The organism is Bacillus sp. IS1 (assembly GCF_032461585.1).
GTDB lineage: Bacteria > Bacillota > Bacilli > Bacillales > Bacillaceae > Bacillus > Bacillus velezensis.
The window spans coordinates 1,076,983-1,089,812 of the sequence record NZ_JAWCWR010000001.1; the positions used below are offsets into that span (position 1 = coordinate 1,076,983).

13 protein-coding genes and 2 pseudogenes are annotated in these 12,830 nt (G+C 34.6%); 8 read left to right on the plus strand and 7 right to left on the minus strand.

What is annotated here, in order from left to right:
• The 7 genes from RUW00_RS05125 to RUW00_RS05155 form a co-directional block, all read right to left on the minus strand.
• Positions 1–918: a hypothetical protein gene (locus RUW00_RS05125; protein ID WP_315956515.1), complete on the minus strand. Its 918-nt coding sequence runs from the start codon at positions 916–918 to the stop codon at positions 1–3.
• A gap of 5 nt (positions 919–923) precedes the next feature.
• Positions 924–1,778 (minus strand): hypothetical protein, encoded by an 855-nt coding sequence (locus RUW00_RS05130; RefSeq protein ID WP_315956516.1) that lies wholly within the window; start codon positions 1,776–1,778, stop codon positions 924–926.
• A gap of 340 nt (positions 1,779–2,118) precedes the next feature.
• Positions 2,119–3,336 (minus strand): hypothetical protein, encoded by a 1,218-nt coding sequence (locus tag RUW00_RS05135; protein WP_315956517.1) that lies wholly within the window; start codon positions 3,334–3,336, stop codon positions 2,119–2,121.
• Between the two features lie 80 nt (positions 3,337–3,416).
• Positions 3,417–3,656: a hypothetical protein gene (locus RUW00_RS05140; RefSeq protein ID WP_060964968.1), complete on the minus strand. Its 240-nt coding sequence runs from the start codon at positions 3,654–3,656 to the stop codon at positions 3,417–3,419.
• Between the two features lie 302 nt (positions 3,657–3,958).
• Positions 3,959–4,138 (minus strand): type I TA system toxin YonT, encoded by a 180-nt coding sequence (yonT, locus tag RUW00_RS05145; protein ID WP_021493591.1) that lies wholly within the window; start codon positions 4,136–4,138, stop codon positions 3,959–3,961.
• Between the two features lie 982 nt (positions 4,139–5,120).
• Positions 5,121–6,233 (minus strand): FtsZ/tubulin family protein, encoded by a 1,113-nt coding sequence (locus RUW00_RS05150; protein ID WP_280145249.1) that lies wholly within the window; start codon positions 6,231–6,233, stop codon positions 5,121–5,123.
• Positions 6,233–6,517, minus strand: a complete 285-nt coding sequence (locus RUW00_RS05155) for a hypothetical protein (protein WP_021493592.1) — start codon at positions 6,515–6,517, stop codon at positions 6,233–6,235. The genes RUW00_RS05150 and RUW00_RS05155 overlap by 1 nt, the downstream gene beginning before the upstream one ends.
• 178 nt (positions 6,518–6,695) lie before the next feature.
• Here RUW00_RS05155 and RUW00_RS05160 point away from each other — a divergent pair, with 178 nt between their 5' ends.
• The 8 genes and pseudogenes from RUW00_RS05160 to RUW00_RS05195 form a co-directional block, all read left to right on the plus strand.
• Entirely contained in the window at positions 6,696–6,932 is a 237-nt protein-coding gene (locus RUW00_RS05160; protein ID WP_021493593.1) for a helix-turn-helix domain-containing protein, read from the plus strand.
• 119 nt (positions 6,933–7,051) lie between these two features.
• Complete coding sequence (locus tag RUW00_RS05165; RefSeq protein WP_014417885.1) at positions 7,052–7,231, plus strand: hypothetical protein; 180 nt, start codon at positions 7,052–7,054, stop codon at positions 7,229–7,231.
• Between the two features lie 45 nt (positions 7,232–7,276).
• A pseudogene (locus RUW00_RS05170) lies at positions 7,277–9,151 on the plus strand (hypothetical protein); the annotation flags it as partial.
• A 185-nt stretch (positions 9,152–9,336) separates the two neighbouring features.
• A complete protein-coding gene (locus RUW00_RS05175) occupies positions 9,337–10,239 on the plus strand; it encodes an NUMOD3 domain-containing DNA-binding protein (RefSeq protein WP_053574268.1) in 903 nt (300 codons plus the stop codon).
• A gap of 221 nt (positions 10,240–10,460) precedes the next feature.
• Positions 10,461–11,090, plus strand: a complete 630-nt coding sequence (locus RUW00_RS05180; protein WP_396334715.1) for a hypothetical protein — start codon at positions 10,461–10,463, stop codon at positions 11,088–11,090.
• 257 nt (positions 11,091–11,347) lie between these two features.
• Complete coding sequence (locus RUW00_RS05185; protein WP_169061562.1) at positions 11,348–11,623, plus strand: HU family DNA-binding protein; 276 nt, start codon at positions 11,348–11,350, stop codon at positions 11,621–11,623.
• A 588-nt stretch (positions 11,624–12,211) separates the two neighbouring features.
• A complete protein-coding gene (locus tag RUW00_RS05190) occupies positions 12,212–12,358 on the plus strand; it encodes a hypothetical protein (protein ID WP_180997904.1) in 147 nt (48 codons plus the stop codon).
• Positions 12,359–12,545: 187 nt separating this feature from the next.
• Positions 12,546–12,701, plus strand: a pseudogene (locus RUW00_RS05195) (hypothetical protein); the annotation flags it as partial.
• Positions 12,702–12,830 lie beyond the last annotated feature (129 nt).

The following is a 12,830-nucleotide window of genomic DNA, read 5'->3' on the forward strand; positions in this document are numbered from 1 at the left end:
TTAAACCACCTCAATAATATTATTTTTATTCGTAATTTTTCTCATTTCTTTGCACCAGGATTCCACATGCCCGATTACAGAATCAAGATTGTTCATTATAATTTGATTGTCACTCATATCCCTAATGGCCTTTGCATACTTTACAGGCGCCAAACTACCTTTTAGCACTTTTTCAATCTCCCAAACCATTTCAGAAAGCTCTGAAGTGGCCTCAACTTGTCTCCCTAGATCATCCTGCTCTCTTGTTACGGCCTTTAATTTGTTTGTTAGCTCCTCATATTCCTTTACTTTCACATCACTCCTTTCAAGTTGTTGCTCTAAGATCATTTTTTGTTTTGATAAGTTTTCATATTTTTTATTTTTATACTCTAATTCTTTTTTTAATGTGTCTATTTGTTTGTAGTCAGTGTTATCAATGACTTTTTCAACAACTGTCTTGTTTTTCTTTTCTTGGTTTAATTCATAACTAAGATTCTTATTATCCTCTTCAGCTTTCCTCAACTTAGCTTCAAGTTCTTTGTATTGCTTTAATGTCTTAACTTCTCCATTTAAGACTGCTTCCTTAGCTTGTTTCTTTGAGTCGGTTGATTCTGATGAAGGCTTTGCAATTTCATATGTTAAGGATACTGGCAGGTCTTCGAGTAAATTTCGTTCATCCACATTATGGACAATCAAATTATGCCTTTGAATCAATTTGTAAGCAGTTTGCCTTCTAAAACCAATAGACTCAACCCATTCCTGAAAGCATCCATATCCATTCTTAGCGAGTATGTCTTGCGCTTCCTTTAGTTCTCTTCCCAGCTCTGTATAAGCCTTGCCTACAATCTCACGCATATTAACTTCTTTTTGTTTAAGAAAGTCAGCAGTTGATTGATCGACTAAATCATATTTGAACTCTGTTGATAATTCGTTTGTCATTGTCTTTACATCCTTTCCAAGTTGCCGTTCCGATCCATTTTTAACTTTATGTTTTTCAAAGGGTTGTCCTCTTTTTTCGCTTTTGTTGATTTGGAACCATCTTCATCATGATCAATCAACTCACTTGCTATAAGCTCTTGAAGCTTGTCTATTCTTTTCTTCTGGCTTTTAACTTTGTTGCTAAGTTTATTGATCTTGTCGTCTTTATCAGCTATTAGTTTGTTTGTTCCAGTCTTTTCATGTTTCAAAGACAAAATTTCGTTTTTAAGATCAAAGATTTCTTTTGTTGAGATTTCTGTCATGTTTTGCACAGATTGCTGCATATTAAAAATCGGCGTTAACATGTTCTTCACCTCATGTAGAATTTGTATATTGTTCGACTTCATCATTTCTTTAATTACATTTGTATCTGAAGCAGGCACAACAACTTCTTTCCTTTCATGAAAAACCGATGGAACAAACTCTTGTTGAGTACCGTCCTCCTCATTTGTGAGTTCTTTTCTTACCTTAATGGCTGTATCTGAATTTTTAAGGATCATTGCCAATCTTAAAGCTGCTCTTTTAGGAACGATATATAGCTTAATGAATTTCCCAGGCATATTATATTTATGCTTAAATCCTTCAAGCTCTAATCCTTCTAGTTTCTTCAGTCCGTCTTCAACCAAAACCTCATTATTTCTGTGGATGTATGTAGTTAATGTAGGTACTTTCATTCCGAAATACTCTGACAAGAATTTTATTGAGGTATGTTTTTTGTCACCTAGCATCTTTAACTTTTTCACTTTGTCCAAGGCATCAATTCGATCCATGTACTGCTCTCTTTCACTTTCTTTGATTAAATATAGATTGGTATTCTTCATGTTATGTATTCTCCTCTTTAAATTTTTTAAGTTTAATGCGTCCTTAAAACATTTTATTTTTATTCTTAAAGTATGTTCACTTCACTGTTGCTTTAACTTGATTAGAGTATAGCATGAGCATTTAAAATTAACAATAGTTATTTTATTTTTATTCTAAAAAAAGAAGAACATATTATCGAGGTTCAGCTTGCTGAAACGAGACGGCCGTAAAGGCACTTTCTTTACGGACGAATTTATTATTTTTTATTTAATTATTTTTCTGGTTCTCCTAAAGACTTAGGCTCTGAAACCCTTGATATGACTGGCTTATTTTTTAAGTTTAAGAGGTTTGTCCTCTTTATCAGGTATCGAGCCAGTTTGTGAGCAGCTTCCTCATTCTTAAAGAAGGTATGTACAAAGTTATTTCTTCTCCATCCCTAATAGCTGACCTCCATACCCATTGCACTAACTCAGACAATGCAAATGCGTCCTGGTCTATTGTAATACTGTACTTTTCTTTAAAATAATTATACAGAACAGTATTCGTATATCTGTTTATTGTATAAGCTAAATGTTTCTTATGCTTAAACTCATTTGTAGCACGTGCATTACATGAGACAAACCCCTTTGTATACCCATTGCCCTTTATTCTGTTCTTATGGTCTGAATAAGTCGTCCACATAGCTTCATCACTTGACGACTTAACAATATTATTAAAGTAATTGAATACATTGTTCTTCACCTTTTTGATGGTGTATGGTGATTTATTTTTATACCAATTAGAAGACAGTGAAAACTCCAGTTGTCCTATTGTGTTTAGATTTCCTTCATATATTTTTATTTTGTTTCTTAACTCTTTCTTAAAGCTCCTTTCATAATCAGGACGGTGATCAATGAAGCTATACTGTCCATCCATGTAAGCTGAACTGTACTTTTGATACTTAATGTTGTTCAGATCGTAGTAATATTTTTGTATTTGAGCATCAAACATATATGTAAGTATGTAAACTTCCTTGAATAACTGGAATACGTCGGCAGGAAAGTTCCAAATCAATATATTATCTTTGAAATACATTAGGTTGTTATTTAACGCCATATCTCGAATATCATCGTATCGTGTTTCATAGTCTTTTTTTTCTTCATTCCATTTGACAAAACCGTTTTCAATATAAATCAGATTGGAATCAAACAGTGTGGTTAGATCATGTTTCTTTACCTGTAATTGTTCCACTACTTCCATGACTTCATCTAATATCAGTGTGTAATTGCCTGCAAGTATAAGTTCCTTTGTCTCGTCGTTTGCGTTTTTAAAAAGGTTATGAGTTGCCACAATGTTTTTATTCTGTGATAAGAGTTCGTGAAAGGATTCAAACTTATACTGTGTTTTATCACCTTTCTTCTTTACTTTAGGTTCAAAAAATTGTTTGGACTTTATGCTTTTCTTTATGCGCTCAACTTCATTTAAATAAGGTGTGATGAATATAAAGGTTTCTTCTTTACTAGCAGAATTCATTTTGTTAATCGCTGCAGATGTCTTACCGCTCCCCATAACCGAATCAATTATTTTAATTTTATTCATAATATATACCGACTTCCCCCTTTAATATTAAAAATAAAGGAACGGATAAATGTTTTACCGCTCCTTCTCATATATGAAACTCAATTGTTGATTCTTTCTTCAAGATCATGAATACGTCTTTCAAGCCCAGAGAATTTCTTATCATTGTATCGGTGGTCACTTTCAATATTCTTGTTAATAATCTTAAGCATGGATACAACCTCTTCAGGTTCATTTTCTTCGATCCGTTTAACCGTTTCTTTAATATCCTTAACGTCCTGCTTAATTGTGTTAATATCCTTGGAAAGTTGCTGTATTGCTTTAAGGATCTGATTTTCCATTCCGCTCACCTCTAATAAGCTTAGTATAGCATGATGTTAGCTAGATTTGTTTACCTTCTTTTGGCGTATACAAAGTAAGCGATCCATAACAAAATAACAATGATACACGTTACTATGAAGATAGCCGTAATAAGCGACTGTATTCCGCTGCTGAAATAATCTTTGATAAACAGGAACAATAAGAATAAAACAACAAATGTAATGTTCGTAAACCACAATGAGAATCGTTTCATATTTACAATGTGCTTGTCCGTGTTATAATATGGGTAGTGACTAAAGGGGAATTAATCCCCTTTAGCGTGTTATCTGCGTATACGTTTGCGTTGTCTCTTGCTACGGAGGCGCTTGCGTGTACGCTTTTTATTTTTGCTTTCTTTATTCTTCATCAGGTTTTGAATCTTCTCAGCTATCGTTAAACAGTTGATGATTAAAACCGTGATAGGAATAAGGAAAGCAATTGTTATACCCACTTTCTCAAGCACTCTGTTCACCTCCTTTCCTATAACTCTATTATAGCACATTTTCCCTTCGAAGTCATTTTATTTTTACTCTTAAAATGGATTTTTTAAATTATTTTGGACTATTATTCATGGGTGTTTATAGGCTGTATAAGGCGTGTATGTGGATTGGATACCAATGATACTATGATCAAATTAAAATTGATTCTAGGTGTATTAGAATGCTTCTGATGATGTGTGGTTAGTGTGTTATAGGATGGATATATGATGACGTGTGGTGAAGATAAATGTGTTTTAGGTAAGATGAACATAGGCAATGAGATGAAGGATGAGAAGGAATATTATTAGAGTGAATATAAAATAGGTGAGTGGATGAAAATGTATAAGATAGATTAAAAATAAGACTTCGATTTGCTCCCTCTCGTTATACACACGATTATTTTTTATGAATACATATTCACTTTTAAATTGACCGCTTAATTATTTTTTCAAAAATAAATATTGTTTTTCATTTGAAATTGTGTTAGCTTTGCAAATTTATCAGCCAAATCATAAAAACCCTACATAACGTATCTTATATAGGGAATTAAATACCAATATATAGGGGGTATATTAACATCTAAAGACCAAAAAATAGGAACAAATGTACCCCTAGCACTTCCATTTCCACACCCAACTTATTTTTTCACTTTCCCATTTTTCAGCCTATTTTCGCATCGTAGCCGCTATCGTAAAAGCCTATAATATCAATGTTTTTCTACCCCTCATTCTCACCTTTTTCATTGGATTTTTAAATAAACAACCACTTTTCCTCTCTCCTGTCTACGTTTTACGATCACAAAACACCTATTATCCCCTTTGACAGCTCTAAAACATTGCTATATCAACTAATTAACCCTTTCCGATCTTCATTGACGATAAGCACTTTTTTAGCTCACGATCACCAAGGGGGGTCATAAAAAATCAAAATAAAAAAGCCACCAAAATAGGCAGCTTCCCTTTAAAATTAGCGCTTTAGTCTCTTCAGTGCCTCCATATAAGAGGTCTTTTTCGATTCCTTGTTCTCCAGTTTTTTCGGTTTAAATAAATCCTCTCTACGGCGATTCTTCGCTTTATAAACAGTTGTTTCTTTAACTTCAGTGTTCCCATTTTCAATTAAATCATCTAACTGCTTCATTCGCTCATTGATCCAGGTTAATCCACTAAGAATCGTTATCGCCCTATTACCTTTATCATAATGCCCTTTAAATAAGTCTAGGGGCATCTTGTTATCAAAGACATTAAACAGCTCATTATACGATATATGTTCCGTTAAGAACTCATGAACATCCAGAATAACTCCAGCTCTCATCACATTTGTAAACTCAACAGGAGTGAAAATCGAATTGTTCCACGACTTTTGTATATCTTCATGCAGCTTATCAAAATACTTACCCTCATTTGTAAATTCATTGAGGTCTGTTTGAGCAATAGTCATGATTCCTGGTGTGTCAAAAAGCTGATTTAAATCCTTCCTGTCTAATGTACTGATCTTTGATCCTCTGTCCGTGTAATTGAGTAAGACTTCGATTAAATCAAGGAACATCTTGTTTGTCTCCTTGTATAGTCTGCTTTCAGAAATCTTCCCTTCATATTTGCGTAAAACCATTTGATTATCCAAAGGTAAAACACATGTCTCTGGCATAGATAAGTCATCAAGTAACTCCAGTGAATTCATCTGGTTAACCAATACCTCATTGTTGTCAGGGAGGATTGGTACAGCAACTATTGTTTTATGAGTAAGACATTCGTTTAACAATTCTAATAATATAGGGGCTACCCCTGAACCGGTTCCACCAGCTGCAGAAAAAACTACGAAAATAACTTGTACTGAAGGCTTTTCCATTGTGTTCTTTATGAACTCAATAGAGGACTCCCAGTTATTTTTCATATGTTTCGCTGCTACGTTTCTGTCTTTACCTACTCCTTCTGTCCCTACCAGATGAAGCTTATCTTGAATATTGATTAATGAATTAAGGTCTGAAAGTGAATAATTTATTGCAACAGAATGAAATCCTCTCTTCATTGCTTCATCCGCTATACTTCCACCGGCCTGACCAACTCCAATAAATCCAAACATTAAACCCTCTCCCCTTCTAATTGATATCTCAAAGCTTCTTGACCATATTGAGTAATAAAAATTGTATGCTCTTTACTGTTTTTCACTATATTAATAAACTGCAAGGCCTCAAGACGATCAATGCTCTTTCTAAAAGTAGCATCAGTTAGTTGAGTTTTAGCTTGAATGGTTTTCTTCCTAATTGATTTAAACTTTAAATCAGCCCCTTCATCGCTCAATAAGCCTAGAATATACAGATCATTTCGAGTTAAGTTGTCAATGACAGAAGCAAAATAAGTATCCATGTGACCCCTCCTTAATATCTGATGATTTTGAAGTATCTTGGTTGATATACAATTATTATATTGCCTATTTGCATTTAAATGCAAATATTTTTGTATCTTAATGCAAATAATCATACTCTGCTTGTATGTAAACCAGTCATTTTATAAAATTTATTCAAACAGCAAAAGGATGATTTAAATGGAATATAGGGTTAAAAGTAAGTTGGATTCATTTCTAAACAGCAAAGGTATTGAAAAAGGCTGGTTAGCAGAGCAAATAAAAGCTGAAAGAGCAAGTATATCTAGATGGTGTAAAAATGACAGCGAGGGATTTGCAACCGTCCTCCCTAGTACATACAATCTTTTATTGATGGCACATATTCTAAATTGTAAAGTTGACGATCTTTTTGAATTAATCGAAATTAAATCCAATTAACTTTGGATTTTTATGTTTACAAGAGTAAAAATAAAATATATAATAAAGACACAACCACATGAAGTGGTCTTTATTTTAATTACTTTAAGAGTAAAAATAAAATAGTATGGAGGTGTAAGATGAAAAAGCAGTATTTATTTAGTCATTTAATGGGATTTATTGAGGGAAAAGTAGTCGATGGGACAGCAACACCCGAAGAAGAATACCTTTATCAGGATTATAAATGGTACGGAAAGATTAATAAGCAAAGCTTTACATATCGAAGTTTAGTAAATCAATATCTTAATAGCGAATATTAAGCACTTTTAGAGTAAAAATAAAATAAAATAAATGGAGGGGATTGATTGAAAAGAAAAAAAGACGGATTGTCTAAGCAAGTTCACATATACAGCGTGGACACATCAGCATTTTATAATGACAAAGAAAATTCATTACATAATAAGATTTTGAAGTCTTATAGATACAGAGATTATCTTAAGACATTAGACAATGTAAATAATAAACATAAGAAATACATATCACAAAGAATTACATACCTTAAAGAATGCCTCTATTCCGCATTCGGAGAACATAGTAACATAAGAACACTTCGAACTGACAGTTTAAGGGACAATAAAGTGATTTCTTTATTTGATTCAGTGTTGACCCGAACATTAGGAATTAAAGAAAACACTCTTTCTGAGGAAATCATGGTTGTACAGACTTACCATTTTGAAGTATTGAAGGACATTATTGATCAGGGATTTTTACATAACAATGAAAAATACGTTTATTTCACGAGCAGCGCCGGTCAAATTCGTACAAAGAAGTCATGTTTCATTAAAAAAAGCACCTACGATAAGTATCAGGATGCTTTGACATGCGGCTTGAGTATTGAAAAGATTAACTCCCTTGGTGGTAGCAGCATTAACAAATGGAATAGCTATATGGCCTTATCTAACAGCGCCAGCAGTCCTTGGGAGATTGATATTGATAAAGCTATTGTTGTCAACGACTTAGAAACTGATGTGTCGAGTCTCGTTGACTACATTGATCGAGACACATACGAGATCACACGAAAAACAATGAACATTCCCATTGAACATACAGATGGCTGCGGAATGATACTCCCCACTCTAAGTCGTAAAAGCTTCATGGTAAGGCTCCCATGGGTAAAGGGTTTATTAGTCCCTTTTGATTTTCGTAAATTTGCTGAGGAAAACAAAGCTTTTAAAGTAACTGATATATACGGCAAGGAATGGGACGTAGTGAAAGATGATGTTCAAATTATCTTCACTAAAAGCCAGTTTAAAATGTGGAAGTATTATTCATCGTGGGAAGAATATCAATACAATTATAAAAAATATGGATGCTTAGGGGCAAAACTCAACGAAGAAGATCCTTCTGTTGAAGGTAAACTCACTTATCAAATGCTCCAGACACTTACAGATATCTCCGATGAAGAATTAATTCAAATGAGCTCAAAGACTGTAAAAGAGATTACCACATTGGGAACTGACAAAGAAACCATGTTAAGAGTTCTTGGAGCTACGGAGAAAAAGAAACATCGGACAGCTCTTCAGGACGCTTTACTTCTATATCCAGAACTTCTTAACGATGATCACACGAAAGAAATTATTAAAAATAAAAAGAAAAGCATGATTAAAGATGCCAAATCAGGAAAATTGCTTGTTGATGGTGCTCGTTATACATACTTATGCCCTGATCTATATGCTTTCTGCGAAAAATTATTTCTGAATATCCAGAATCCAAAAGGACTGCTTTCAGGAAATGATGTCCATTGTTCTTTATATGATGAAGGGTATATTGACATCCTCCGCTCCCCTCACCTATTCAGAGAGCATGGTGTTAGGTGGAACAAAAAAGATAAGAAATATGAAAAGTGGTTCATTACCCCAGGTGTTTACACAAGCATTCATGATCCGATATCTAAGTTGCTACAGTTTGATAATGACGGGGATAAGGCCTTAATTATTGCTGATGAGTTAATCGTTAATATTGCCAAACGTAATATGGAAAACATCGTTCCGTTGTATTATGAAATGTCTGTAGCTCAGAAACAAGAGATTAATAGCAGGAACATCTATGAAGCACTAACTCTTGCTTATGGGATCAATATCGGGGAGTACAGTAACAACATCACTAAGATATGGAACAGTGACAATATAAATCTGGATGTGATCAAATGGTTATGCATGGAAAATAACTTTACTATCGATTAAATTTATAGTCGCGTCGCATAGCGATATGCGGATGAAAAGTCAGTGAACCTAGAAATCTAGGGTGTACATTCAGCGAAAAGTAGCGATAGGAAATGATCGTCAATGAGTGTGCTAACAGGGGAATTCTAATTAATACATTTTACATTTTTGAACAATGATATTTAAAACAAGGGGGTGACAAAGTGAAGTTTATAAATGAGGATGAGCATAAATATTTGAGTGGGATATATAAGATTGAGCAGATAAGCACCGGCTTAATATATGTGGGGAAAACTAAGATGAAATTTATTAAGCGTTACTGGCATCACACTTGGAAGCTGAAAAACAATTCGCACTGTAATCGACATTTGCAGAATACCTGGAATAAATATGGAGAAAACGATTTCCAATTTCATGTATTGCAAACAGTTGATCCAAACTCAGATATGAACGAATTAGAAACTCACTACATAAATGAACTAGGTGCCTATTTAAATGGCTTTAACATGACCACCGGCGGAGAGGGCAAGAGTAATTGTAAGATGTCTGACTCCACCAAAAGAATTATTGGGGAAAAGAATAGGATTAATAACACCGGAAGAAAGCTTAGTGATGAGACTAAAGCCAAAATGAGTAAAGCGAGAATTGGCAGAAAGCTCTCTCCGCAGCATAAGGAAAAGCTTTTACAATCTAGAATGAATAAAAGGCATTCGCCAGAATCTAGATTAAAGATGCGTCAGTCTCATTTAGGGTCAAAAAATAAATCCTCAAAAATAAATGAAACGAAAGCATACGAGATAAAAGTTCGTTTGATTAATGGAGAAAAGATGTCCGAAGTATCAAAGTCAATGTGTGTTTCCTACCCCATCGTTAAATCAATATTAGAGTGTAAAGTATGGAATCATATTCATGTTACTGGGTGGGACGACTTTATTCTTAAATACAAAAGCAAGAAGAAAAGCACTCTTACTCCAAAAGAAGTATTTCGCATAAGAGAACTTCTTAAAAAAGGGTTATCAGCACCCCATGTTGCAAAAATGTGTAACATAAAACCCAATGTTGTCTATGGAATTAAACAAGGAAGAACCTATAAAAATGTAAAATGAATGTAGAATGTATTATATGAAAACCCTGTGCCAAGCGTTTACATCATGCTGGGAAGCACTTGTAAATGAAGGTGCAACGACCATCCTTTATGGAGTAATAATAAGGTGAAATTCCTTATTATGAAGCGCTGACCATCTGTCTAGCACAGATGATGATATGGTCTATTCCCTAATAAAATATCGGGAAACCGAGGGTATCAAAGTTCGCAAAAACCTTATTCATGCCCACCCGTCCTGATCATGTTGATGAAAAAATCAAAGATTACATAAAAAATAAAGTCCCCTACTTCTTCATAAATGCAAAGGATAAAGAAGAACATAGCGTTGAGTTAATTAATGAAAGCACAGTAAATAAGTTAGACTCCATTATCCCTTCTGACCGAATTAATTTCGCAGCTGTTGCAGGAAAGTTCGATTATCGTTTCCTGCTCAAGAACAAAGAGATTAAGTTGGACGAGGCAATTATTAGTGAGTACAAACGATTAGACCAACACAAGAAATGGCTCATGAATGATGAAGACATTAAGCCTGGACAAAAACTTTATGTTTATAAGGTTATCAAAGACAGATTGCTGAAGATACACGAAGACGAGCAATATGTTGCCGATGTTTTGGTTAAGCATTTATATAAAAAGAAAAGCAAATTCAAATCAACATTGTGGGAGTGCTTTGGAAATGTTATTTTAAATAACTTAATTAAAAACCAAGCCACACTTAGATTATGTGCTCGATGCTCCAAGATTTTGCGAAGTGAGTCCAATAAGAAAAAGTATTGCGAAAAGTGTGCTCAAAATGCCAAAAGGGAGCAAAGAAGAATAGCTGATAAAAAGTATAAAGCAAAAAAGCGATAAAATAGAAAGTGCCTTGAGCCTTACTCCCCCAAGGGGTACAGCGACTTTACCGGAAAAAGTTTAACGAAAAAAGCGCCTTGAACCCTTGATATGACTGGTCTGAAAGCCCTTTTTGAGATAATCGCCATAAGGGAGAAAGAAAGCTAATTTCTACATATAAGGGTGAGTACGTCTCCCATTTTTCAAAAGAAGCACAAACGTTACCGTAATTATACTTTAACACAAAAATAAACAATATCACTAGGAGGAATTAAAACATGAACAAAACAGAATTTGTAGGAGAAGTTGCAGAAAAATTAGGAGTTACTAAGAAAGAAGCTGCGCCTAAAGTAGAAGCAGTATTTAATGTGATCGTTGAAACACTTACAAAAGGTGAATCAATTTTGATTCCTGGAGTTGGGAAATTTGAAGTTCGTGAACGTGCAGCTCGTAAAGGGAGAAATCCACAAACGGGTGAGGAAATTGATATTCCGGCTACAAAGGTACCTGCATTCAAGGCTGCCACAGCTCTAAAAGACGCGGTGAAAGCTTAATATATAAAGTGGAGGATTGGTATCTCTCCCCTCTTTAACCTATGAATGTGGTGGCGGAATAGGTAGACGCTTAGACGAACATAAGGACGGTACTGTGAAGTAGTACGGAGCTACATAATAGTCGATTTGGCTAACGGTTGTTGAAATCCGTTCATGAGAGGTGCAAATCCTCTCCCGTATTCATCTCCAGGTTAATTAATTAGAATTCTTTTATTGATGGCATGGGGGTGTCGTCAATAATAAGCTGTTTACTGATATGTGGGATATCAGTTCTCCGCTAATATTCATTTGTTTGAGGACTTGGAATGCCAGGGTTTCGGATAAGTGGATATTAGCGGGGTATTGCCCCATCGTGGATTAAGCTTTTTCTAAACATGTTTATCCTACTTTCATACGAACAAAAGCATTAAATTCGACTTTACAGCTATAACTGGTCATTGTGGTTAGTCGGATAATGGTCATTTATGAGGGTTCGAGGTTAACTCGGATGTCTGTATCTTAATGAGATAGGTAAATGGCTATTATCGGGCTAAAAATGTCTATAGGCAACAACTTAGCCTCTAAACTTTTCAGGACGGAGGGTCAAATTTGGTTGAATTTGATTATGATGAATTAAAGAAGACAATCCTCAAAAACTCCAAAGCTAATGGAATTGAAATTAATGATGAGCAAATTGAATTGTTTATCTCTTCTGAAGAAGAGTATATGAGGAGTATTGGTTTGATCTCTGAATAATTACAATACCAGAGGCAAGTGTTAATGCTTTTAAGCCACCTACGGCAATAGATGGCTCTTTCTCAGTAGACGGCAATCTACTGATTTAATTCTTTCTTTACTTCTGTAACAATCTTTTGAATGAGATTCTCAAACGCTTTTAAAGCAAGAATGCCTATCACAGTAATAAGCATAAAAATTAATTGCGGTGTATTGCTTCGGCTTGCACTTAGGTAAGGTAGATGCGTCTCCCTTCCCTATAAATAATGCCCTTGTAAGCTTTGATGCTTATTAGAGGTAATCAAAAATTTTTCCGGGTTAGTGAGGCTTTGTAATTACATACCCTCGTAAAATAAGTGGGATGGCTTTTGAGCGCTTGATCACCGCTCCCATTTCACAGAAAAGGCTTATTTTCGGTCTTGCCTTTTCAATTTCACTTCATCTCCTTCAATGTTCTGTATGGAGACTTATCTTTCCCATGCACATACCTCCT